This window comes from Actinomadura luzonensis (genome assembly GCF_022664455.2).
In the GTDB taxonomy this organism is placed as follows: Bacteria; Actinomycetota; Actinomycetes; order Streptosporangiales; family Streptosporangiaceae; genus Nonomuraea; species Nonomuraea luzonensis.
In genome coordinates this window covers 1,611,868-1,633,856 of record NZ_JAKRKC020000002.1, presented here as the reverse complement: position 1 = coordinate 1,633,856, position 21,989 = coordinate 1,611,868, and the positions used below count along the sequence as shown (strand labels likewise).

Annotated in this window: 21 protein-coding genes; 13 read left to right on the top strand and 8 right to left on the bottom strand. The window is 72.7% G+C overall.

The window, feature by feature from the left end; translation table 11 throughout:
• The gene (locus MF672_RS37840) at positions 1 to 837 is read right to left on the bottom strand and encodes an LLM class F420-dependent oxidoreductase (protein ID WP_242375388.1); all 837 of its coding nucleotides are present in this window, start codon (positions 835 to 837) and stop codon (positions 1 to 3) included.
• Positions 838 to 925: 88 nt separating this feature from the next.
• Here MF672_RS37840 and MF672_RS37835 point away from each other — a divergent pair, with 88 nt between their 5' ends.
• The 4 genes from MF672_RS37835 to MF672_RS37820 all read left to right on the top strand — a co-directional run bounded on the left by MF672_RS37835 (position 926) and on the right by MF672_RS37820 (position 4,313).
• Positions 926 to 2,173 (top strand): LLM class flavin-dependent oxidoreductase, encoded by a 1,248-nt coding sequence (locus MF672_RS37835; RefSeq protein ID WP_242375387.1) that lies wholly within the window; start codon positions 926 to 928, stop codon positions 2,171 to 2,173.
• A complete protein-coding gene (locus MF672_RS37830; RefSeq protein WP_242375386.1) occupies positions 2,170 to 3,042 on the top strand; it encodes a TIGR03619 family F420-dependent LLM class oxidoreductase in 873 nt (290 codons plus the stop codon). The genes MF672_RS37835 and MF672_RS37830 overlap by 4 nt, the downstream gene beginning before the upstream one ends.
• 87 nt (positions 3,043 to 3,129) lie before the next feature.
• Positions 3,130 to 3,939 (top strand): HipA family kinase, encoded by an 810-nt coding sequence (locus MF672_RS37825; RefSeq protein ID WP_242375385.1) that lies wholly within the window; start codon positions 3,130 to 3,132, stop codon positions 3,937 to 3,939.
• Positions 3,936 to 4,313: a DUF3037 domain-containing protein gene (locus MF672_RS37820; protein ID WP_242375384.1), complete on the top strand. Its 378-nt coding sequence runs from the start codon at positions 3,936 to 3,938 to the stop codon at positions 4,311 to 4,313. The genes MF672_RS37825 and MF672_RS37820 overlap by 4 nt, the downstream gene beginning before the upstream one ends.
• Here the strand turns inward: MF672_RS37820 and MF672_RS37815 are convergent.
• The 5 genes from MF672_RS37815 to MF672_RS37795 all read right to left on the bottom strand — a co-directional run bounded on the left by MF672_RS37815 (position 4,310) and on the right by MF672_RS37795 (position 10,220).
• The gene (locus MF672_RS37815; RefSeq protein WP_242375383.1) at positions 4,310 to 5,128 is read right to left on the bottom strand and encodes an NAD(P)H-binding protein; all 819 of its coding nucleotides are present in this window, start codon (positions 5,126 to 5,128) and stop codon (positions 4,310 to 4,312) included. The genes MF672_RS37820 and MF672_RS37815 overlap by 4 nt on opposite strands.
• 10 nt (positions 5,129 to 5,138) lie before the next feature.
• Entirely contained in the window at positions 5,139 to 5,981 is an 843-nt protein-coding gene (locus MF672_RS37810; protein ID WP_242375439.1) for a GNAT family N-acetyltransferase, read from the bottom strand.
• Positions 5,982 to 6,098: 117 nt separating this feature from the next.
• Positions 6,099 to 7,802, bottom strand: coding sequence for an alpha/beta hydrolase (locus tag MF672_RS37805; RefSeq protein ID WP_242375382.1), 1,704 nt, complete (start codon positions 7,800 to 7,802; stop codon positions 6,099 to 6,101).
• A 125-nt stretch (positions 7,803 to 7,927) separates the two neighbouring features.
• Positions 7,928 to 9,193 (bottom strand): trypsin-like serine peptidase, encoded by a 1,266-nt coding sequence (locus tag MF672_RS51590; RefSeq protein WP_302893347.1) that lies wholly within the window; start codon positions 9,191 to 9,193, stop codon positions 7,928 to 7,930.
• A 61-nt stretch (positions 9,194 to 9,254) separates the two neighbouring features.
• Complete coding sequence (locus MF672_RS37795; RefSeq protein ID WP_242375381.1) at positions 9,255 to 10,220, bottom strand: trypsin-like serine peptidase; 966 nt, start codon at positions 10,218 to 10,220, stop codon at positions 9,255 to 9,257.
• Positions 10,221 to 10,416: 196 nt separating this feature from the next.
• Between MF672_RS37795 and dxr the strand changes: the two genes are divergently transcribed.
• From dxr to MF672_RS37765, 6 genes are all read left to right on the top strand, one after another.
• Positions 10,417 to 11,607: a 1-deoxy-D-xylulose-5-phosphate reductoisomerase gene (gene dxr, locus MF672_RS37790; protein WP_242375380.1), complete on the top strand. Its 1,191-nt coding sequence runs from the start codon at positions 10,417 to 10,419 to the stop codon at positions 11,605 to 11,607.
• 39 nt (positions 11,608 to 11,646) lie between these two features.
• A complete protein-coding gene (gene ispG / locus MF672_RS37785; RefSeq protein ID WP_242375379.1) occupies positions 11,647 to 12,822 on the top strand; it encodes a flavodoxin-dependent (E)-4-hydroxy-3-methylbut-2-enyl-diphosphate synthase in 1,176 nt (391 codons plus the stop codon).
• A 151-nt stretch (positions 12,823 to 12,973) separates the two neighbouring features.
• Positions 12,974 to 14,095: a helix-turn-helix domain-containing protein gene (locus MF672_RS37780; RefSeq protein WP_242375378.1), complete on the top strand. Its 1,122-nt coding sequence runs from the start codon at positions 12,974 to 12,976 to the stop codon at positions 14,093 to 14,095.
• The gene (locus tag MF672_RS37775) at positions 14,092 to 14,628 is read left to right on the top strand and encodes a PIN domain-containing protein (RefSeq protein ID WP_242375377.1); all 537 of its coding nucleotides are present in this window, start codon (positions 14,092 to 14,094) and stop codon (positions 14,626 to 14,628) included. The genes MF672_RS37780 and MF672_RS37775 overlap by 4 nt, the downstream gene beginning before the upstream one ends.
• Positions 14,629 to 14,691: 63 nt before the next feature.
• Positions 14,692 to 15,585 carry an aminoglycoside phosphotransferase family protein gene (locus MF672_RS37770; protein ID WP_242375376.1) on the top strand — a complete coding sequence of 298 codons (894 nt, stop codon included), beginning with the start codon at positions 14,692 to 14,694 and terminating at the stop codon, positions 15,583 to 15,585.
• Between the two features lie 56 nt (positions 15,586 to 15,641).
• The gene (locus tag MF672_RS37765) at positions 15,642 to 16,085 is read left to right on the top strand and encodes a nuclear transport factor 2 family protein (RefSeq protein WP_242375375.1); all 444 of its coding nucleotides are present in this window, start codon (positions 15,642 to 15,644) and stop codon (positions 16,083 to 16,085) included.
• On the opposite strand, the gene MF672_RS37760 is transcribed toward MF672_RS37765, so the two are convergent.
• Complete coding sequence (locus MF672_RS37760; protein WP_242375374.1) at positions 16,075 to 17,502, bottom strand: aldehyde dehydrogenase family protein; 1,428 nt, start codon at positions 17,500 to 17,502, stop codon at positions 16,075 to 16,077. The genes MF672_RS37765 and MF672_RS37760 overlap by 11 nt on opposite strands.
• 291 nt (positions 17,503 to 17,793) lie before the next feature.
• Between MF672_RS37760 and MF672_RS37755 the strand changes: the two genes are divergently transcribed.
• Entirely contained in the window at positions 17,794 to 18,426 is a 633-nt protein-coding gene (locus MF672_RS37755; RefSeq protein ID WP_242375373.1) for a TetR/AcrR family transcriptional regulator, read from the top strand.
• Here MF672_RS37755 and MF672_RS37750 read toward each other — a convergent pair.
• The gene (locus MF672_RS37750; protein ID WP_247815641.1) at positions 18,386 to 20,158 is read right to left on the bottom strand and encodes a PucR family transcriptional regulator; all 1,773 of its coding nucleotides are present in this window, start codon (positions 20,156 to 20,158) and stop codon (positions 18,386 to 18,388) included. The two genes, MF672_RS37755 and MF672_RS37750, sit on opposite strands and share 41 nt — an antisense overlap.
• A gap of 92 nt (positions 20,159 to 20,250) precedes the next feature.
• Between MF672_RS37750 and gabT the strand changes: the two genes are divergently transcribed.
• The gene (gene gabT / locus MF672_RS37745; RefSeq protein WP_242382219.1) at positions 20,251 to 21,579 is read left to right on the top strand and encodes a 4-aminobutyrate--2-oxoglutarate transaminase; all 1,329 of its coding nucleotides are present in this window, start codon (positions 20,251 to 20,253) and stop codon (positions 21,577 to 21,579) included.
• Positions 21,580 to 21,787: 208 nt separating this feature from the next.
• On the top strand, positions 21,788 to 21,988 hold the full coding sequence (locus MF672_RS37740) for a hypothetical protein (protein ID WP_242382220.1): 201 nt from the start codon (positions 21,788 to 21,790) through the stop codon (positions 21,986 to 21,988).
• The last annotated feature ends 1 nt before the right edge of the window (position 21,989 follow it).

Below are 21,989 nucleotides of genomic sequence, written 5' to 3'. Positions count from 1 at the left end.
TTATGCCGCCCCGGGGATCAGCGCGGCGTAATGATCGAGGATCGGCAGCACGCGGTCGGCGGGCCCGCTCGGCAGCGTGGCGACGACCTCGTCGATGCCGAGCCCGGCGTAGTAGTCGAGCTTCTCGGCGGTCGGCAGCGTGCCGAACGGGATGACGCGGGCCATCGGCCGGCCCGCCCGCTCGCACGCCTCGCGGAGCGCGGGCAGCGCGGCCTTGATGCCCTTGCCGCCGATCGGCATCCAGCCGTCGGCGTACTCGGCGACGTGCGCGAACAGCTTCGGCCCTGCCGCCCCGCCGAGGTGGAGGGGCGGCACGCGGCGCGGCTTGGGCCAGGACCAGGCGGGCTCGACGCCGTCCAGGAGGCCGTCGAAGGAGGCGACCTCGTCGCGCCAGAGCGCCCGCATGGCCAGCACGTTGCGCCGGGCGACGTCGCGGCGGGCGGCGTACGGGACGCCGTGGTTCTCGATCTCCTCGACGTTCCAGCCGAACCCGACGCCGACCGCCACCCGGCCGCCGGACAGGTGGTCGAGGGAGGCGATGGCCTTGGCGGTGACGATGGGGTCGCGCTGGGCGGCGAGCAGGATGCCGGTGCCGACCTGCAGCGTGCGGGTCGCGGCGGCGGCGAAGGAGAGGGCGACGAGCGGGTCGAGGGTGCGCCGGTACTCCTCGGGCAGCTCGCCGCCGGCCGCCCCCGGGTACGGGGTGCGACGCGAGACGGGGATGTGCGTGTGCTCGGGCACGTACAGGGAGGAGAACCCGCGCTCCTCGGCCGCGCGGGCCAGCTCGTCGATCGGCATGGCCAGGTCGGTGGCGAACATGGTGACGCCCAGCCTCATGGGCCCTCCTCGTAGTTAACCAAGCGATTGCTCGGCTAAGATTTCCAGAGTACCTTGCGTAGGAACACTCCGCGGAAAGAGGTCCCCGGTGAAGTTTTCCATCTTCCTGAACCCGCAGATTCCAGGCTCTGGATACGCGGCCGAGGAGAACGCCAAGGCCAAACGCCCGATCGGGCGCGACACGGAGTCGTACCAGAGACTGCTGCACGAGGTGCGGGAGATAGCGGTGCACGCCGACCGGCTCGGCTTCGACGCGCTGATGATGACCGAGCACCACTTCCACTCCGAGGGCATGGAGTTCTCGGTCAACCCGCTGATGTTCCTCACCGACCTCGCCGCCCGCACCGAGCGCATCCTGCTCGCCCCGCTCGGCCTGGTGCTGCCCGCCTGGGACCCGATCAGGGCGGCCGAGGACGTGGCGCTGCTCGATCAGTTCAGCAAGGGCCGGCTGCGGCTGGGCGTGGCCCGCGGCTACCAGAACCGCTGGATGAACGTGCTCGGCCAGCGCTGGCACGCCGCCGCCGCCCGCTCCGACGGCTCCGCCTCCGACACGCGCAACTTCGACGTCTTCGGCGAGGTGCTGAAGATCATGAAGATGGCGTGGACCCAGGAGACCCTGCGTTACAAGTCGGACGTGCTGGACTACCAGGTGCCCTACCCGTACGAGGGCATCGAGGGCTGGCCCGCCCAGGAGTGGACGAGGACCTTCGGCGCGCCCGGCGAGCTGGACGAGGACGGCAAGGTCGTCTCCGTCTCCGTCTGCCCGCGGCCGTACCAGAACCCGCACCCCGAGCTGTGGCAGCCGTTCACGATCTCCGACCGGTCGGTGATCAGGGCCGCGCAGGAGGACATCCTGCCGTGGATGTTCACCCCCAACCCCGACGACCATGCCGCCAAGGCCAAGCTCTACCAGGAGGAGTCGGCCCGGCAGGGCCGGGACTACCGGCTGGGCGAGCACACCGGCATCCTCAAGATCGTCGGCATCGCGGACACCACCGAGGAGGCCATCAACACCTTCGGCCGCAGCATCCCCAAGGACTTCGCCGCCTTCTTCGGCCCCTTCGGCTACCTGGAGGTGCTGCGCAAGAAGGAGGACGAGCGGCACAAGCCCATCTCCCCGGAGAAGGGCGACGCCAAGCGCATGAACGACGTGGAGATGGCGCTGTTCGGCACCCCCGACGACGTCAAGCGCGGCATCCAGCGCATGCTCGACCGCATGCCGGACCTGGAGTGGTTCGGCCTCTACATGCAGGGCCAGCAGGGCGTGCTGCCGCTCGACACGGTCAAGCGCAACCTGGAGCTGTTCGCCACCAAGGTCGCGCCGGAGTTCCGGTGAAGATCTGGCTGGCGGCGTCCTTCGTCGACACGGAGCAGTTCACCGAGCTCGCGCGGGCGGCCGAGCGGTGCGGGTTCGACACGCTGACGCTGTCGGACCACCTGTTCTACGCCGACTTCGGCACGCCCTACCCCTACTCCCGCTCCGGCCGCCCCCGCTGGGACGCCAAGACGCACTGGCCGGACGTGTGGGTGACGATCGGCGCGATGGCGGCGCTCACCTCCAGGCTGCGCTTCTCCCCCAACGTCTACATCGCGCCCGCCCGCGACCTGTTCACCGTGGCCAAGCAGGTGTCCACGGCGGCCGTGCTGTCGCGGGACCGGGTGACGTTCGGGGTCGGGGTGGGCTGGTGCAAGGAGGAGTTCCAGGGCACCGGGCAGGACTTCCACACGCGCGGCCGGCGGCTGGACGCCATGCTGCCGGTGCTGCGCGCGTTGTGGGCGGGCGAGAGCGTGACGCTGGACGGCCTGCCCGAGCTGTCGATCTCACCGGTCCCGGCCGAGCCCGTCCCGGTGTACGTCGGCGGCGACAGCGAGGCGGCCCTGCGCCGCGCGGCCCGGCTCGGCGACGGCTGGATCGGCAACCGCATCTACACCGAGGAGCAGCTCGACCCCGTCCTCGCCACCCTGCGCCGGCTGCTGGCCGACAACGGCCGCGACGGCGAGCCGTTCGACGTCATCGCCCCGCTGGCCGAGCTGCCCGACGCCGCCACCTACCGCCGCTACGCCGCCAAGGGCGTCACCGGCACGCTGGCCGCTCCCTGGTGGCTCGCCACGCCGGAGGAGAAGGCCCGGCACGGCGAGGGCACGCTGGAGCTGAAGCTCGCCACCATGGAGCGCTTCGCGGAGGAGGTCATCGGCAAGCTCTGACCACGGCGGCTCCGGCCACGGCGGGGCGCGGGGAAAGCTGTGACGCCTGGGGACGAAAGTACCTCCGATGGGCGATAGCCTCGTCTCGTGCTGGATAGGATCGCAGCCACCCGTTACGTGACCCCGCTGCGGGAGGGCGGGTCGCTGCCCGGCGTCGTCGAGGCCGACGACCTGGGCACGTACGTGGTGAAGTTCCGCGAGGCGGGCCAGGGCCGCCGGGTGCTGGTCGCCGAGATCGTCGCGGGCGAGCTGGCCCGCCGGCTCGGGTTCCGCACGCCGGAGCTGAAGCTCATCGACATCGACCCGCAGCTCGGCATCCGCGAGCCCGACGAGGAGGTGCAGGACCTCCTCAAGGCCAGCACCGGCCTCAACCTGGCCGTCGACTTCCTGCCGGGCGCGCTCGGCTTCGAGCCGCTGGCGTGGGTGGCCGACCCCGTGTTCGCCGCCCGGGTCATCTGGTTCGACGGGCTGATCCACAACATCGACCGGAGCTGGCGCAACCCCAACCTGCTCATCTGGCACCGCGACACCTGGCTGATCGACCACGGCGCGGCCCTGTGGTTCCACCACAACTGGCCGACCGCCGACCCGCACCGCCGCTTCGACGCCGGCGACCACGTGCTGGCGCCGTACGCGGGCGACGTCGCCGCCGCCGGCGCCGACCTGGCCGGTAGGATCACCCGCGAGCTGCTGGAGTCCGTGACGGCGCTGGTGCCCGACGAGTGGCTGGACGGCGAGCCCGGCTTCGCGGAGCCGGGGGCGGTGCGGGAGGCGTACGTGGCGCATCTGCTGGCGCGGGCCCACGGGCCGGCCGACTGGCTGGTGCGCGGCGAGCCGCGGCAGCCCCGCTCCGGCCCGGGCTCGGTCGGCGAGTTCTGGCGGGGAGGCGGCCGGTGACCAGGGACGTCTACGAGTACGCGGTGATCCGCGTGGTCCCCAAGGTCGAGCGGGGCGAGCAGATCAACGCGGGCGTGCTGCTCTACTGTCAGCCGCGCGGCTACCTGTGCGCCCGGGTCGAGCTGGACCCGGCCCGGCTGCGGGCGCTCGACCCGGCGGCCGACGTCGACGCGGTGCGCCGGGCGCTGTCGGCGTACGAGCTGGCCTGCGGCGAGCGGCCGGGCCCGCTGGCGGACGAGCCGCTGGGCGGCCGGTTCCGCTGGCTGACCGCCCCCCGCAGCACGATCGTGCAGGCCGGCCCCGTGCACGCGGGCCTCACCGCCGACCCCGACACCGAGCTGGCCCGCCTGTTCGACAAGCTGGTCCGCCTCTAGAACCTGCTCGCGTTGGCCGCCGCCCACTGCTGGAAGGTGCGCGGCGGGCGGCCGGTCACCTGGGCCACCGTGGGCAGCACCGCCGACTCGTCCAGCTCGCCGCGGGCGAAGAAGCCCATGAACGCCTCCACGTACGGCTCCGGCATCCCGTCGGCGATCATCCGCGTCCGCGCCTCCTCGTCGCTCAGCCCCTCGAAGCGCAGCTCACGGCCGAGCGCCGCGCCCAGGATGCCCAGCCGGTCGGCGGGACGCAGCGGCTCCGGCCCGGTCAGGCCGTAGACCTGGCCGTCGTGGCCCTTCGCGGTGAGGGCCTCGGCGGCGACCGCGCCGATGTCGAGCGGGTCCACGGCCGCCACGGCGACGTCGGGGAACGCCTCGCGCACGACGTCCCCGGCCTTGAGCTGCTCGGCCCAGCGCAGCGTGTTCGACATGAACGTGCGCGGGCGCAGGATCGTCCAGGGCAGGCCCGACTCCCGTACCAGCCGCTCCGACTCCACGTGGTAGGCCGAGACCGGGTTGGCCAGGTCGGCGGCCTCGGCCGCGCTCGCCGACAGCAGCACCACGCGCTCCACCCCGGCCCGCGCGATCGCGGCCAGCGTCTCGTCCATGCGGGCGTAGCCGGCCAGCAGGAACACGCCCCGCACGCCGTCCAGCGCGCCCGCCACCGACTCAGGGTCGTTCAGGTCGCCGATCACCTGCTCGGCGGGCAGATCGCCCTGCCGCCGCACCAGCGCGCGCACCGGCGCGTCCCGCTCGGCGAGCGTCCGCACCAGCGCGCCGCCCGCGTTCCCCGTGGCTCCCGTGACAAGGATCATGCACGCGAGACTAGAACAACACGGACATGAAGGTGTCGACCTCCGCGAAGCCCACCTTCTTGTACACCGCGCGGGCCGAGCGGTTGTAGTCGTTGACGTACAGGCTGACCACGGGGGCGAAGCACTCGCGCGCCGCCTCCACGACCGCCGCCATGCCGGCCACCGCGTAGCCGCGCCCGCGCAGCTCGGGGTCGACCCACACGCCCTGGATCTGGCAGGCCTGCGGCGTGACCGCCCCGACCTCCGCCTTGAAGACGACCCGGCCGTCCTCGATGCGCGCGTAGGAGCGGCCGATCCTGATCAGCTCGGCGACCCGGGTGCGGTAGAGCGCGCCGCCGTCGCCCAGGTTGGGCGAGACGCCCACTTCCTCGGTGAACATGGCCACGCACGCCGGCAGCAGGACCTCGAACTCCTCCGGCCGCACCCGGCGCACCCGCGGGTCGGCCGGCGCGGACGGCTTGCGCGAGATCGCCATGACGGGCTGCGCCCAGCGGATGGCCCGCGCCCGCCCCCAGTGCGGCTCGAGCCGCTCCCACAGCAGGGAGACCGCGTCCACCGGGCCGACGATGGACGAGCAGCGCCGCCCCTGCTTGCGGGCGCGGTCGGCGAACGCGTGGACCGCCTCGGGCCCGGCGTTGACCGGCACCATGTTGGCTCCGGCGTAGCAGAGTGACACGAGGGCACCGCGCGGCCCGAACCCCCACATCTGCCCGCCGAGCCTGGCCGGATTGAGTCCGACGGCCCGCACCCTGGAGGAGACGAAGACGTTGGCGACCGGATCGGTGTCCAGCAGGGCGAGGACTTCGTCCCGGTCGCTGTCGTCCAGCACGCGCGACGCCGATGTACGCAGCATCACATGGTCAGACTACGCGAAGGGTCACCGATTGGCTCATCCGGCACAGCCCACAGTGACCCATTCTTGACGTCGGGCCGTTTTCGGCAGCCCGACTTGTCCGGTTACGGCGGCCCGTCAGCCCAGCTTCGGCAGCCCCAGCATGCCGAGCAACCCCAGCAGGTCGCCCGCGCCGAGCGGCGCCGTCCGCCGGGCGGTCATCCGCTCGGCCTGCTCCGTCCTGCCGGTGGTCGCCGCGGCTGTGGCGGCGCCGGTGGTGGCGGTGGCGGGGCGGGGCTGGGGCAGCGCGGCGCACACCGCGTCGCGGCGCGGCAGCGTGCCGTCGCGCAGGTAGGCGGCCAGGTGCCGGTCGACGCACTGGTTGCCGGCCAGCGACACCCCGTGGTTGCCGCCCTGGTCCACGACCATCCGCGCGGTCGGGAAGAGCCGCCGCATCCGCAGCGCCCCCTGGTACGGCGTCGCGGCGTCGTCGCGGGACTGCAGCATCAGGACCGGCGGCAGCTTCTTCGACCCGTGCACGTCCACCGGCGTGCCGCCCGGCACCGGCCAGTACATGCACGGCGCGTTGAACCAGGCGTTCGGCCAGGTGAGGAACGGCGCCTGGCGGTGCGTGCGCGACATGTCGGCCCGCCACCTGGCCCAGTCGCGCGGCCAGCGGGCGTCGCGGCACTGCACGCCAAGGTAGACGGCGTAGCCGTTCTCGTCGGCGGCGTCGTTCTTGCCGTGCTTGTCGTAGAGGTCCATCAACGGCTGCGTGTCGCCTTTCCGGACGTAGCCGGACCACGCCTGGGCGAACTGCGGCCAGATGCGGTCGCTGTAGCCGGCGATGGTGAAGGTGTCGTCCAGCTCGCTCGGCCCGACGACGCCGCCCGCCGGCCTGGCGCGCAGCCGGTCGCGCATCGCGTAGTAGGCGAACTGGGTCTGCCGCAGGGTGCGGCCCAGCTTGTAGACGTCGTGGTGCTTGGCGGTCCAGGTGAGGAACTGCCGGTGGCGGCGTTCGAAGGAGTAGTCCTGGGCCAGGTTGGAGCGGTACCAGACGGCGGTCGGGTCGACGGTGCTGTCCATGACGAGCCGCTTGACCCGCTTCGGGAAAAGCGTGGCGTAGACCGCGCCGAGGTAGGTGCCGTAGGAGAAGCCGAGGTAGCTGATCCGCTCCTCGCCGAGGGCGGCGCGGATCACGTCGAGGTCCCTGGCCGCGTTCTCGGTGGTGAGGTGCGGCAGCAGCCAGGACCAGTGGTTGCCGCAGCGGGCGGCGTAGTCGGCGGCCCGGCCGAGCAGCGCCCGCTCGTCGGCGGGGCCGTGCGGCACGGCGTCGGGGCGCGGCGCCCGGTAGTAGACCTCGGGGTCGACGCAGTGCAGCGCCGGCTCGCTGGCGCCGACGCCGCGCGGGTCGAAGCCGACGACGTCGTAGCGCTCGCTGACGGCGGCCGGCAGGCCGGCGGCCACGTACTCGGTCAGCGCCCGCCCGGACGCCCCCGGGCCGCCCGGGTTGACCAGCAGCGTGCCCAGGTGGCCGGCGTCCCTGGACACCTTGGCCCTGACCCGGTTGATCGCCACCTTGATCGACTGGCCCCAGGGCTGGCGGTAGTCGAGCGGCACCCGTACGGTGGCGCATTCGAGAGCGGCGTCGACCGCCTTGCCCGCCACCGCGGGGCAGGCCCCCCACACCACCGGCGCGGCCGGCACCGCCGGCGCGCTCCGCGCCGCGCTCTCCGCGGCCACCGTGGTGACGGTGTTCCCGGCGGCGGCCGGCTCGTCCACGCTCGCGACCAACGCGACCAGCACCGCCATTCCGGCGACGACCCCAACTACCCGCTTCACCCGGCCCCCTTCTCTGTGCTTAGGCCCTGTGATGGTCGCGGAGTGTGCGGACGGCCACGGAGGGTATGGGGAAAACCTTGCCATTCTGTAATCGGCGGATGGCCGATCGTGATCGCCCTCGCCGGTCAGGCGCGCTGCGCGGTGGTGAACAGGGCCCTGACGGCGTCGCCGAAGTACGGGCCGTACATGGTGCGCGGGTCGTCGGTGTACTTGAAGCTGCTCAGCGAGGTGATCCGGCCCCGGCCGGAGACCGGGTCGAAGCCGGTCAGCCAGGGGCCGCCGCTGGAGCCGGCCGTCATGTCGCAGCCGAGGCCCTGGTCGCGGGTCTGCTTGTACGGGTCGTCGCGCAGCCGCCCGGCGCAGTACACCAGGTGGTCGCCGCGGTAGGGCGGGTCCGCCGGGTAGCCGAAGCCGTACGCCTGCCCGCCGCGCGGCGCGTTGAAGGCGATGTCCTGGCCGCCGACCGCGTCGCCCGCGTGCCGGCCCGCGGACGTCGCGAGGGCGACCATGCCGATGTCGTAGTCGTCGTCCGACTTGCGCGCCCACGGGCCGGTGACGAACATGCGGCGGGCGGCGTAGCGGCCGTACGGCTGGTCGCCGCGGGTGCCGTAGCCCGGCACGAACGTCCAGTTCTCGGCCCACTCGCCGGCGCCGTCCTTGACGCAGTGGCCGGCGGTGACGACGACGTCCTTGTTGGCGCTCTTGACGGTGCTGGCCGAGCAGACGAAGTCGGCGCCGTTCAGGGTCAGGAACACCCGCCCGGTGGTGCGCGCCACCGCGCCGCCGGCGGCCCAGCGGGAGCCGATCGTGCTGGCCCGCGGGGCGGCGGCGGCCTGCGGGCGCGGGGCGCCCGCCTTGGACACGGGCGCCTTGGACACGGGCGCCCTGGACACGGGCAGTTTGGACAGCAGCGGGCGCGGCACGGCGAGCGCCGCCCCCTGCACCGACGCTGCGGCCGGGCGGGGCCCGGACTGGGGGGCTGATTGGGGGGCTGACTGGGGCGCGGACTGGGGAGTGGACTGGGGCGCGGACTGGGGAGCGGGTCGAGGGCCGGGCGGGGCGGCGGGCCCGGGGCGGCCGGTGAGGCCGCCGAGCAGCCCGTCGCCGCCGGTCACCAGGTCGAGCAGGTTGATCGGCAGGGCCTTGGCCATGCGCTCGGGCGTCCAGTAGTCGAGCACGCGGCGCTGCTCGCCCGCGGTGCGCGCGGCGACGTGCTCGACCACCGGCTGGGGGGCGGGAGCGCGGGCCGCGCTCAGGTGCCGGGCCTGGTGGGCGGGCGCGCCGGGCGGGGTGGGGTCGGCCTGCCGCGGGCCGGGGGCGGCCGCGCCGATGAGGGCCGGCCCCATCAGCCCCGCCAGCAGCGGGGCCGCCGCAAGCAGGGGGGTGCTCATGGTCATGCCCCCCGAGTGTGCACCACTGCCTGTGTTGTTGTGACTACTTTCGGTAAATTGCTCAGAGTGCGCCGGTGGTCTGCGCGGATTGGTAGACGGACTGGGCCTCGTTCCCGAAATAGGGGCCGAACATCCAGTTCGGGGCGAAGTTGTATTTGAAGCTGTTCACCGAATTGAGCGTGCCGAGGCCGGTCGACTCGTTGAAGCCGGCCAGCCAGGGGCCGCCGCTCGCGCCGCCGGTCTGGTCGCAGGTCAGGCCGAGGTCGTCGGAGACGAGGTAGTCGTCGAAGGTGCGGCCGCTGCAGTAGACGAGCTTCGAGCCGTCGTACGGGGCCGCCGCCGGGTAGCCGAAGGCGTACATCTGCTGGCGTCGCTGCTGGTTGAAGGCCACGCCCTGGCCGCCGACGACGTCCACCAGGCTCTTGCCGTCCAGCGGGGCGACCACGGCGGCGGCCACGTCGAAGTTGACGTCCTCGCTCGCGTTCCACTGCGGGGTGGTCAGCAGCTTTGTGGCGGCCCAGGTGCCGAACGGGCGGCTGCCCTTGTCGTAGCCGGGGACGAAGACCCAGTTGGTGTGGAAGGCGCCGTTCAGCTTGACGCAGTGGCCGGCGGTGAGCACCACGCTCTTGTTCGCGCTGGTCACCGCCGAGCCGGAGCAGGAGGCGTTGCGGCCCTGCGTGGTGAAGAAGATCCGGCCGGTGGTCCGCGTGACCGCGCCGCCGCCGGTCCAGGGGGCGCCGCCGCTCCGCGCGGCTTGGATCGTCGGGGGCGTGGCGGAGGGGGTTCCCGTGTCGGCGGCCGGCAACTTCGCGCCCTTGGCGGGGTTGGGCGCGTCCAGGGGCTCGGCGGCCTCCATGCGCTGCACCGTCCAATAGCGGGTGACCTGGCGGCGCTCGGCGGCCGAGTCGGCGGCGGCGTGCTGGGCGGGCCTGGGCCGCGCCTGGGCCGTCGCGGGGGGCGGGACCACGGCGAGGGCGAAGGTGGAGAAGACGGAGAAGACGGAGAACAAGGCAAGCCTGCGGTGCATTACGTACCTCCCGAAACCGGACGTGAGGTTGGAAGGTAGCCGCCGCAATATCCAGATTTCTCAAGATATGCGCATTCCGATATAGCAATATTCCGACACAAATACGCTCCATCAACTGCCGTCTCATACGTATGCGAATTTCGGGACGTCCTGCGTCCCGTGCCCGGCCGCGTCCCGCACCGGCGACAATGGACGGGTGCATGCGCAGACCCTCCGCTCCGTAGTCCTGCTCGGCTCCACCGGCTCGATCGGCACCCAGGCCCTCGACGTCGTCGCCGGCAACCCCGGCGACTTCCGGGTGGTCGCGCTGGCCGCCGGCGGGGGCAAGGTCGAGCTGCTGGCCCGGCAGGCGGCCGAGTTCGGCGTCGAGGCGGTGGCGGTGGCCGACCCCGCGGCGGTGCCCGCGCTGAAGGAGGCGCTGGCCGGGCACGGCGTCCGGCCCAAGGTGCTGGCCGGCCCCGAAGGCGTCGCCGAGGCGGCGGCCTGGCGCTGCGACACCGTGCTCAACGGCATCACCGGCGCGCTCGGGCTCACCTCCACGCTGGTCGCACTGGAGGCCGGCCGCACGCTCGCGCTCGCCAACAAGGAGTCCCTCATCATCGGCGGCCCGCTGGTCAAGCGGCTGGCCGCGCCCGGGCAGATCCTGCCCGTCGACTCCGAGCACTCGGCGCTGCAGCAGTGCCTGTGGGGCGCCGGTCCCGGGGCGTACGACCCGGCGAGTGTGCGGCGGCTCGTCGTCACCGCCAGCGGCGGGCCGTTCCGCGGGCGGCGGCGCGAGGAGATGGCCGAGGTCACCCCCGAGATGGCCCTCGCCCACCCCACCTGGTCCATGGGCCCGGTCATCACCATCAACTCCGCGACCCTGGTCAACAAGGGCCTGGAGGTGATCGAGGCGCACCTGCTGTTCGACGTGGGCTTCGACCGCATCGAGGTGGTCGTCCACCCCCAGTCGATCATCCACTCCATGGTCGAGTACGTCGACGGCTCCACCATGGCCCAGGCCAGCCCGCCCGACATGCGCCTGCCGATCGCGCTCGCCCTGGGCCACCCGCGCCGCGTCCCCGGCGCGGCCCGGGCCGTCGACTGGACCGAGGCCCACACCTGGACCTTCGAGCCGCTCGACGACAAGGCGTTCCCGTCGGTGGCGCTGGCCAGGCACGTCGGCGCCGAGGGCGGCACCGCGCCGGCCGTCTACAACGCCGCCAACGAGGTGTGCGTGGAGGCGTTCATGCGGGGCGGGCTGCCGTTCCTGGCGATCGTCGACACCGTGGCCCAGGTGGTCGAGGAGCACCAGGTCACCGCCGCCGAGTCCGTCGACGAGGTGCTGGCGGCCGACGCGTGGGCGCGGGCCCGTGCGGCCGAACTCACAGCCGGGCAGTCCCGCTAGCTACATAAACTTGAAACCGTCGTCACAGTAAGGGTTGAAATGTCTTCCGTAGCTCTCGGCATCCCGACGGTGCGTCCCAAGCCGCTCGCCGAACGCCGTCACTCCCGCCAGATCATGGTCGGCAACGTGCCCGTGGGCGGCGACGCGCCCGTCTCGGTGCAGTCGATGACGACCACGGTGACCGCCGACGTCAACTCCACCCTGCAGCAGATCGCGGAGCTGACCGCGTCCGGCTGCCAGATCGTGCGCGTGGCCGTGCCGTCGCAGGACGACGCGGACGCGCTCCCCCTCATCGCCAAGAAGTCCCAGATCCCGGTGATCGCGGACATCCACTTCCAGCCGAAGTACGTCTTCGCCGCCATCGAGGCCGGCTGCGCCGCCGTCCGGGTCAACCCGGGCAACATCAAGAAGTTCGACGACAAGGTCAGCGAGATCGCCAAGGCCGCCGCCGACCACGGCGTGCCGATCCGCATCGGCGTCAACGCCGGCTCCCTCGACCCCCGCCTCCTGCAGAAGTACGGCAAGGCCACCCCCGAGGCGCTGGTGGAGTCGGCCCTGTGGGAGTGCTCGCTGTTCGAGGAGCACGGCTTCCGCGACATCAAGATCTCGGTCAAGCACAACGACCCCGTCGTCATGATCAACGCCTACCGCCTGCTGGCCGCCAAGTGCGACTACCCGCTGCACCTCGGCGTCACGGAGGCGGGCCCCGCCTTCCAGGGCACGATCAAGTCGGCCGTCGCGTTCGGCGCCCTGCTCGCCGAGGGCATCGGCGACACGATCCGGGTCTCCCTGTCCGCGCCGCCGGTCGAGGAGGTCAAGGTCGGCACCCAGATCCTGGAGTCGCTGGGCCTGCGGGAGCGCGGCCTGGAGATCGTCTCCTGCCCGTCCTGCGGCCGCGCCCAGGTCGACGTCTACACCCTGGCCGAGCAGGTCCAGGCCGGCCTGGAGGGCCTGAAGGTCCCGCTCCGGGTGGCCGTCATGGGCTGCGTCGTCAACGGCCCCGGCGAGGCCCGCGAGGCCGACCTCGGCGTCGCCTCCGGCAACGGCAAGGGCCAGATCTTCGTCAAGGGCGAGGTCATCAAGACCGTGCCGGAGTCGCAGATCGTGGAGACGCTGATCGAGGAGGCGCTGCGCCTGGCCGAGGAGATGGGCGTCGAGATCGACCTCGACGACGACTCCCCCGCCACCTCCGGCCCCGTCGTCACGGTGAGCTGACCCCCACCCGGGCCGCCGCCTCCGACCGGAGGCGGCGGCGCTTCGTCGTCGGCGGGCGTCCTGGTCGCCGGACGGCGTCGGCCCTTGCCGCGGTGTCCGTCGAACAACGGGCCGGCCGGGCGGCAGCGCGCTGATGTGCGATAATGGCACCATGGTGGATGAGCAGGGCTGGCTCGAAGTCGGCGCCCGCGTCGCGGAGGCGCGTAAAGCCCGCGGCTACAGCCAGGACCACCTGGCCAGCGAGCTGGGCGTCGACCGCACCGCCATCACCAAGATCGAGGCCGGTCGCAGGCAGGTCAATTCGCTGGAGCTCGTCCGCCTGTCAGAAGTCCTCGAACGACCTCTTCAATGGTTCGTCTCCCTTCCCCCGCACGCCGTCATCAGCCGCCGCGCTGCCGTGGCGGGGCGGCGGAGCGACCAGAGGAGCGACCTGGCCGTCGAGGACATCGCCCGCGACGTGGCGGTCCTCGCCGACGTCCGGGTGCTGACACCGCACTCCGCCAGAGGTTCCCTGAGCGCGATCAGGCCGCGGGACGGCGCGGACCGGCGGGCTGAGGAGGCAGCGTCCGAAGCCCGATCGCTCCTCGGCGCCGACCCCGCCCAGCCTCTCCACGACCTGGCCGACCTGGTCGAACGAGTGGGGTTGTTCCCATACTCGCTGCCGCTTGGCGAAGAAGCGGCCGACGGCGCCTACGTGGAGGTGGACGGCATAGGAGTGGCACTGGTCAACGGAGAGATCGATCCCGGTCGCAGACGCTCCACCCTCGCCCACGAGCTGGGGCATCACCTCTTCGGCGACGCCTACTCGGTGGACTGGGGGACGGACACCGACGCCATAGAGGCCGCGATCGACGCCTTCGCCATCGACCTCCTGCTCCCGCGCGCCGGCATCACCCCACGATGGCACGAGCTCCGGGAGCGTCACGAGGCCCGCCCGTCCGCCATCACCATAAGCGCCGAGTACCGCGTGAGCTGGACCGCCGCGCTGCGCCAGCTACGGAAGTTCGAGCTGGTCTCGACAGACGAGTACAAAGCTCTCGATTCGCGCTCCCCTACGCGCGCGGACTATCTCGAGTGCAATCTGCGGGTGACCGAGGAGCTCCGGCCGCCCTATGTCCCGACAGGGGTGTCGGCCGCCGCCATCCGGGCGTACCGGACCCACCGGCTCTCGGCCGAGCGAGTGGTGGAGATCCTGCGCGACGAGATCGAGATCGATGACCTTCCCATCCGGGACGAGATACCGCTGGAAGCGTTGCGAGGCGAGCTTCATTGAACGCGGGCCGGCTGGTCATCGACAGCTCGCCGCTGAACTACTTCGCCCGCTCCGGCCAACTTCCGGTCCTGGCCAAGCTCGTCGCCGGCAGCACATGCCTCATCACCATGGCGGTGGAGGAAGAGCTGCTCCGCGGAGGGGCCAAGTACGCGCAGTTGTACCAGGCGTCGGCCCAGCCCTGGATCATCGTGGTCGACGAGAGCTCGTTGGGATACCTGATGCTGTTCTCCGAGTACCACGCACGTCTCGGACGCGGCCCGCGCAATATCGGCGAGGCCACGACTTTGGCCTATGCCGAGTTCCACAATATCGCCGCAGTGGTCGACGACCGGGTCGGGCGCCGTCATGGGACGGAGCGCGGCGTCAAGGTGACGGGCACTCTTGAGCTGCTCTGCGAAGGCGTCAGGAGCGGTTGTGTGGAGTTAGCCGAGGCCGCCGCCGTGGTTGATCTCCTGAGCGATCACGAGGCCTTCCTTCCTTGCGACGGCGCCGGTTTCGTGGAGTGGGCACGCGCAGAGGGACTGCTGGAGTAGGGGTCGTGCCTCGGCCGGGCAAATCGGTTGCTTCGTCCGGAGGGCGAAGGTCATCATCATCGGATGACGAGTCGGGACGACGGCCGGGCCGGGATCGACGCCGGGCTGGTGAAGCGGCTGATCGCGGCGCAGTTCCCGCAGTGGAGCGGGCTGCCGGTGACGCCGGTCGAGGTGGACGGGTGGGACAACCGGACGTACCGGCTGGGCGCGGGGATGACCGTGCGGCTGCCCACCGCGGCCGGGTACGTGCCGGCGGTGGAGAAGGAGCACGAGTGGCTGCCGCGGCTGGCGGCGGGGCTGCCGGTCCAGGTGCCGGAGATCGTGGCCAAGGGGGAGCCGGGTGAGGGGTATCCGTTCCCGTGGTCGGTGCGGGGCTGGATCGAGGGCGAGACGGCGCTCCGGGGGCGCATCGACGACGAGGTGGTGTTCGCGGTGGACGTGGCGGAGTTCGTCCGGGCGTTGCAGCGCTGCGACGCCACCGGCGGGCCGCTGGCCGGGGAGCACAGTTTCTACCGCGGCGCCTCGCCCGCCCACTACGACGAGGAGACCCGGCGCTGCCTGGCCGAGCTCGGCGGGCAGGTGGACACCGGCCGGGCGCGGGCCGTGTGGGAGGACGCGCTGGCGGCCGAGTGGCGCGGCGCGCCGGTGTGGTTCCACGGGGACGTCGCGCCCGGCAACCTGCTGGTCGCGGACGGGAAGCTGACGGCGGTCATCGACTTCGGCACGTCGGGGGTCGGCGACCCGGCGTGCGACCTGGTGATCGCCTGGACGATGTTCGCGGGCGGGAGCCGCAAGGGGTTCCGGGAGGCGGCCGGGCAGGACGACGGCGCCTGGGCGCGGGCCAAGGGGTGGGCGTTGTGGAAGGCGCTGCTCGTGCTGACCCGCGCTCTCGCGTCGGGCGACCGGGCGGAGGCGGCCGACGCGCGCCGGGTGGTCGGCGAGGTGCTGGCCGGGTGAGCCGGTTACCTGGGAGGTAATCGACGCCATGACCTCCGGGTGGCAGGCTCGACGGCATGAGCACCCGTGAGATCGTAGAAGAGTTCCTGCGCAGGATGGGCGAGGGCGACCACCGGCGCACCGCCGCGTTGTTCGCCGAGCCGGTCGACTGGCGGCTCGACTGGCCCGAGGAGGGGCATCCGGCGGTGCCGTGGATCAGGCCCCGCCGCACCCGCGCCGACGTGGCCGAGCATTTCCGGTCGCTGGAGGAGCACCACGTGCCCGAGCTGAACGGCACGACCGTGACCCAGATCGTGGTGGACGGGGCGGAGGCGGTGGTGTTCGGCGACATCGCGCAGACGGTGCGCGGCGGCGCGGCCTACCGCTCGCCGTTCGCGCTGCGGCTCACCGTCGAGGACGGGCTGATCACCCGGTACCACATCTACGAGGACAGCCTGACGGTCGCGCGGGCCCTCGGCGCGCGGGAGGCCGAGGGCCCGGCGGCGGCCGTCAGAGGGTGAGGCCGGTCAGGACCATGACCTTCTCGTACGTCAGGTCCTCCATCGCCGAGCGCAGCCCCTCGCGCCCGATCCCCGAGTCCTTGACCCCGCCGTACGGCATCTGGTCGGCCCGGTAGGACGGCACGTCGCCGATGATCACGCCGCCCACCTCCAGCTCCCGGTTCGCCCGGAAGGCGGCGTCGAGGGAACGGGTGAAGACGCCGGCCTGGAGGCCGTACCGCGAGTCATTGACCATCGCGTACGCCTCGTCGATCGAGGCCGCCTGCTGCAGGATCATGACCGGCCCGAAGACCTCCTCGCAGGCCACCTTCGCCTCGCGCGGGACGTCGGCGAGCACCGTCGGCGCGAACGTGGCGCCCTGCCGGGTGCCGCCGGTCAGCAGGCGGGCCCCGGCCGCGACGGCCTCCTGCACCCACTGCTCGATCCGCTCCGCCGCCGCCTCCGACACCAGCGGCCCGACCTGCGTCTTCTCGTCGGCCGGGTCGCCGGTGACGAGGGCGTCCACGGCGGGCAGCAGCCGCTCGACGAACGCGTCGTGGACGGGCCGCTCGACGATCACCCGCTGGACGGCGATGCAGCTCTGCCCGGCCTGGTAGTTGGAGTAGAGGGCGACGCGCTGCGCGGCCCAGTCGAGGTCGGCGTCGGCGAGCACGACGGCCGCCGCGTTGCCGCCCAGCTCCAGCGTGACGTGCTTGCGCGGCACCTGGTCGGCGATGGCGTAGCCGACGGGCGCGGAGCCGGTGAACGACACCACGGGCAGGCGCGGGTCGGCGACCAGGGCGGAGGCGCGCTCGTTCGGCAGCGGCAGCACCGAGAACATGCCGGCGGGCAGGTCGGTCTCGGCCAGGATCTCGCCGAGCAGCAGCGCCGACAGCGGCGTGGCCGGGGCGGGCTTGACGACGACCGGCGCGCCGACGGCGATGGCCGGGGCCACCTTGTGCGCGACGAGGTTCAGCGGGAAGTTGAACGGGGTGATCGCCAGCACCGGGCCCTTGGGCACGCGCGAGACGTAGGCGAGCCGCCCGGCCGCGGCCGGCTCGGTGTCGAGCCGCTGCACGTCGCCCGACCAGCGGCGGGCCTCCTCGGCGGCGAAGCGGAACGTGGCGACGGCCCGCGCGACCTCGCCGCGCGCCCACAGGATGGGCTTGCCGTTCTCGGCGGTGATGAGGCGGGCGATCTCGTCGGCCCGTTCGGCCAGCCGGCGCGAGACGTGGGCCAGGGCCTCGGCCCGTACGTGCACGGGCAGCGCGGCGGCCTGCCGGGCCACCGCGTGGGCGCCCGCGACGGCCTCCTCCACCTGGGCGTCGGTGGGCACGGAGTGCCTGCCGACCTCCCGGCCGTCGTGGGGGTTGGTGACAGTGAGCTCGGAGTCCCCGGTCGCCGGGCTGCCGTTCAGCCAGAAGGTACGCACGTCCATACGACGACGTTATGCCAAGCCCGGGCTCGGGGATTTACACCACGTTGCACAAGAGCCTCGTGAGCGCTCACCGTTAAGTACAAGCTCCGTTGTATACCCAGGATGTAACAGAAGTAGACCTAATTCGGGATGTTTACCATGCGGAGGGGTTTGAGGGATCTCCGCCTTGGCTAAGTCATCGGGTGCGGGTCTCCAAGCGCGGCGGGCCCCCGATCAGAAAGGCGTGGGCCCCGTGACCGAACAGCGTGAGGTCACCAGGACAAGGAAGTCCGTGGCCACCGGGGAGGTCTCATGACTTCGGCGCCGCTGGGGCTGCAGGGCGCCTATCTCCTGGGTGAACGCGCCAGCCAGGACGAACTGCGCTCCCGCCTGCTCGACGTGGCGGTCAACCTGCTGGAGACCGACGGGCCCGAGAGCCTGACCATGCGCCGCATCGCCGCCGAGGCCGGCTGCACGACGACCGTCATCTACACGATGTTCGGCAATCGGGAAGGGCTGGCGGAGGCGCTCTATCTGGAGGGGTTCGAGCGCTTCCGCCGCTTTCTGGAGACCGTGCCGCAGCGGCGCAACCCGCTGGAGCACCTGCACGCCCTCGGGCCCGCCTACCGGGAGGCGTGCCTGGCCGAGCCGGGCTACTACAGCCTCATGTTCGAGCGGGCCATCCCCGGGTTCGAGCCGAGCGAGCGCGCCAGGACACTGGCCCGCGCCGCGCTCAACATCCTCGACCGGGTGATCGCCGACTGCATCTCCTCCGGCTACCTCGTGCCGACCCAGCCCCGCAAGATCGCCGACGCGCTGTGGGCCGCCGCCCAGGGCGCGATCAGCCTGGAGCGGGCCGGGCACCTGCGCGACGGGCGCACGTACGAGACCGTCACCACCGCCGTCATCTGCAGCTTCCTGCTGGAGCAGAAGCAGAAGAAGTAGCGGCGGCGGCCGGGTGCCGCCTGGCCGCCTCCAGGGCGAGCCACAGCTCGGCGCGCACGCCGGGGTCGTCGAGGTCGCGGCCGAGCAGGTCGCCGACCCTTCTCATGCGGTAGCGCAGGGTGTGGCGGTGGATGCCGAGGCGCTGCGCGGCGGCGTCCCAGTGGCCGTTGCTCTCCAGGTACGCGCGCAGCGACTCCACCAGGTCGGCCCGCGAGCCGTACGTGGTGAGCGGCGCCAGCAGCGCGGTCGCGAACGCCTGGGCCGCCGCCGGGTCCAGCAGCCCCAGCAGCCCCTGCCCGGCCAGCTCCGCGAACCGGACCACCCGGCCGCCGCCGGCGGCGTCCTCGCCGCGCACTGGGTCGCGGGGGCGGGCGGCGGCGTCCAGGGCGCGCCGGGCCTGGTCGAGGGCCGTGGAAAGGGAGACGGGGTCGTACGTGGCCGGCAGGCTGACCCCGACGACCACCCCCACCTCCCGCGCCACCGCACCCGCCACCGCACCCGCCACCGCACCCGCCACCGCACCCGCCGCCTCGCCCGCCCCCGCGCCCGCCGCTTTCCGCGCCGCCGCACTCGCCGCCTCGCCCGCCGCTTTCCGCGCCGCCGCACTCGCCGCCTCGCCCGCCAGCGGCCGCCCGCTCGGCCTCCCCGCCCGCTCGGCCTCCCCCGCCCGCTCGGGCTGCCCCGCCTGCTCGGCCACCAGCGCGTACGCCGTCCCGTCCGGCCCGGGCGCGGCGAAGGCCCGCGGCTCCAGCGCGTCGAGAGCGTCGGCCCGCGTGGCGAGGACCAGCAGCGGCGGCTCGGGCAGCCGTCCGCCGAGCGCGGCCAGCACCCCCCGCGCCTGCTCCAGCGCCCCGGACAGCAGCAGGTCCAGCACCGCCGCCCGCACCCGGCGCCCGGCCGCCGCCTGGGCCCGGCCCTGCTCCAGCGCGAGCGTGAGCAGCGAGCCGGCCGCGTTGATCACGGTGTGGGTGACCGGCGAGAACGCCCGCGCCGCCCCCACTGCGAAGAACCCGCGCGGCCGCGCCCCGCCGCCACCACCGCCGCCGCCCAGCGGCTGCACGACGATGTGCTCCCCCGGCCCGGACAACGCCAGGCTCGCGAACGACCGCCCCCCGGGCCCCGGGCGTTCGGCGGAGGCGTCCTGGAGCCGCGCGAGGTCGGCCGTGACCGCGTCGACGCGCGCACCGCGCGTGGCGTGCCGCACCGCGCCGGTCTCGTCGAGCAGCGCCGCCCACCCGCCGACCTCCTTGGCCAGCCGGTCGATGACCGCGTGCACGCCCTCGGGCCGCAGCGCCGCCCGGGTCAGCCGCCCCTGCGCGGCGAAGGCCCGGGTGATCTCCTCGTACTGCTCGGCGGCCAGCAGCTCGCTGACGGCCTTGCCGATCGCGATGAACGGCGTCTCGCGCGGCACCTCCAGCAGCGGCAGCCCCGCCTCCCCGGCCGCCGCGACGAGCGCGCCGGGCACCTCCTCGTGCGACACGCCGACGCCGAAGCCGAGCCCGGCGACGCCCCGCGCCACCAGCCGCCCGACGTATCCGGCCAGGTCCGATCCGGCCAGGTCGCCTTCCATCCGCAGCCCGGTGGTGAGCAGCAGCTCGTCCCCCTCCAGGTACGGTGTGGGATCGGCCAGCTCGCTCACCGCCACCCAGCGCACCACGCGCTCCGGCGGCACGGGGCCGGCCAGCGGCCGCAGGCCCATCCGGCGCACGACGGTCTGCAGCGTAGGCGGCATGCGGGTTTTGTCCATTCCGGCGAAGACGAGCACCCCCAGTGTGCCATATCGACGTATCGGCGCAGGTGGGAGGCGGCCGTAGCGTCGGAGGCATGAGCATTCCGCAGGAGCGGCGCGTCGTGACCGCGATCCCCGGCCCCAAGTCCCAGGAGCTGCTGGCCCGCAAGCAGGCCGCCGTCCCGCCCGGCATCGGCACCACGCTGCCGGTCTTCGTCACCCGCGCCGGCGGCGGCGTGGTGCAGGACGCCGACGGCAACTCGCTGATCGACTTCGGCTCCGGCATCGCCGTGACGAACGTCGGCAACGCCGCCCCCAAGGTCGTGGAGCGCGTGCGGCGGCAGGTGGCCGACTTCACCCACACCTGCTTCATGGTGACGCCGTACGAGTCGTACGTGCGGGTCTGCGAGAAGCTGAACGAGCTGACCCCGGGCGACCACGAGAAGCGCACGTTCCTGGTGAACTCGGGCGCCGAGGCCGTCGAGAACGCCGTCAAGATCGCCCGGCACGCCACCGGCCGCCAGGCGGTCGTCGTCTTCGACCACGGCTACCACGGCCGCACGTTGCTGACGATGACGCTGACCGCCAAGAACATGCCGTACAAGCACCGCTTCGGCCCGTTCGCGCCGGAGGTGTACCGGGTGCCGCTGGCCTACCCGTTCCGCTGGCCGACCGGCCCGGAGAACTGCGCCGAGGAGGCCGCCGAGCAGGCCATCGACGCGATCACCAAGCAGATCGGCGCCGAGAACGTGGCCGCCGTGGTGATCGAGCCGATCGCCGGCGAGGGCGGCTTCATCGTGCCCGCCCGGGGCTTCCTGCCGCGCGTCGCCGAGTTCTGCCGGGCCAACGGCATCGTGTTCGTGGCCGACGAGGTGCAGACCGGCTTCGCCCGCACCGGCACGTTGTTCGCCTGCGAGGACGAGGGCGTCGTTCCCGACATCATCACCACCGCCAAGGGCATCGCGGGCGGCCTGCCGCTGGCCGCCGTGACCGGCCGCGCGGAGCTCATGGACCGGGTGCACGTGGGCGGGCTCGGCGGCACGTACGGCGGCAACCCGCTGGCCTGCGAGGCCGCGCTCGGCGTGCTGGAGACCATCGAGGAGGAGGACCTGGTCGCGCGGGCCCGCCGCATCGGCGAGATCATGCTCCCCCGGCTGGAGGCGCTGAAGGAGCGCTTCGACGTCATCGGCGACGTCCGGGGCCGGGGCGCGATGATCGCGATCGAGCTGGTCGAGCCCGGCACCAAGGAGCCGAACCCGACCGCCGTGCAGGAGGTCGTCAAGCGCTGCCACGCCGAGGGCCTGCTGGTGCTGACCGCCGGCACGTACGGCAACGTGCTGCGTTTCCTGCCCCCGCTGGTGATCCCCGAGCACCTGCTCGACGAGGGCCTGGGGATCCTTGAGAAAGCCATCGCCGAACTGTAGATATCCCTCGATTTCGGGCATCCAACTTGTGGCTGGATGCCCGATTTTGTTGGTGTAAAGCCCGGCAGGAGGGTAGAGAATTCACCCTGACTTGACGCTCAGCAGGACGCTCATGGCCGCGGTCAGGGTTATAACGGATCCGACATACGGATGGGCGATGGCTGCTGGGAACGTGATGAACTGGGGTCCGACAAGAACGGCGCGGAGTATGTTGACGTTCGACCCTGAGGGCCTGAGCTTGGCTCAGCGCGACGGCGACGCCTGCGTCGTCTGCCACAAGCGCTGGCCGCGCCCCCGCGTGCGGGTGGGCCGGCTGCCCGACGACGCGCCGGTGCTGGCCTGCGCCGACTGCGCGGAGGCGCTCATGCCGGCGCCGCTCGCCACGGTGGTCGCGTTCCCCTCCCGCTGAC

What these genes read in the sequence shown, in the direction of transcription:
- MF672_RS37840 (WP_242375388.1), bottom strand. Translation starts at nt 837, where the DNA reads ATGAGGCTGGGCGTCACCATGTTCGCCACCGACCTGGCCATGCCGATC.
- MF672_RS37815 (WP_242375383.1), bottom strand. Translation starts at nt 5,128, where the DNA reads ATGATCCTTGTCACGGGAGCCACGGGGAACGCGGGCGGCGCGCTGGTG.
- MF672_RS37810 (WP_242375439.1), bottom strand. Translation starts at nt 5,981, where the DNA reads ATGCTGCGTACATCGGCGTCGCGCGTGCTGGACGACAGCGACCGGGAC.
- MF672_RS51590 (WP_302893347.1), bottom strand. Translation starts at nt 9,193, where the DNA reads ATGAGCACCCCCCTGCTTGCGGCGGCCCCGCTGCTGGCGGGGCTGATG.
- MF672_RS37795 (WP_242375381.1), bottom strand. Translation starts at nt 10,220, where the DNA reads ATGCACCGCAGGCTTGCCTTGTTCTCCGTCTTCTCCGTCTTCTCCACC.
- ispG (WP_242375379.1), top strand. Translation starts at nt 11,647, where the DNA reads ATGTCTTCCGTAGCTCTCGGCATCCCGACGGTGCGTCCCAAGCCGCTC.
- MF672_RS37780 (WP_242375378.1), top strand. Translation starts at nt 12,974, where the DNA reads ATGGTGGATGAGCAGGGCTGGCTCGAAGTCGGCGCCCGCGTCGCGGAG.
- MF672_RS37770 (WP_242375376.1), top strand. Translation starts at nt 14,692, where the DNA reads ATGACGAGTCGGGACGACGGCCGGGCCGGGATCGACGCCGGGCTGGTG.
- MF672_RS37765 (WP_242375375.1), top strand. Translation starts at nt 15,642, where the DNA reads ATGAGCACCCGTGAGATCGTAGAAGAGTTCCTGCGCAGGATGGGCGAG.
- MF672_RS37760 (WP_242375374.1), bottom strand. Translation starts at nt 17,502, where the DNA reads ATGGACGTGCGTACCTTCTGGCTGAACGGCAGCCCGGCGACCGGGGAC.
- MF672_RS37755 (WP_242375373.1), top strand. Translation starts at nt 17,794, where the DNA reads ATGACTTCGGCGCCGCTGGGGCTGCAGGGCGCCTATCTCCTGGGTGAA.
- MF672_RS37750 (WP_247815641.1), bottom strand. Translation starts at nt 20,158, where the DNA reads ATGCCGCCTACGCTGCAGACCGTCGTGCGCCGGATGGGCCTGCGGCCG.
- gabT (WP_242382219.1), top strand. Translation starts at nt 20,251, where the DNA reads ATGAGCATTCCGCAGGAGCGGCGCGTCGTGACCGCGATCCCCGGCCCC.
- MF672_RS37740 (WP_242382220.1), top strand. Translation starts at nt 21,788, where the DNA reads ATGTTGACGTTCGACCCTGAGGGCCTGAGCTTGGCTCAGCGCGACGGC.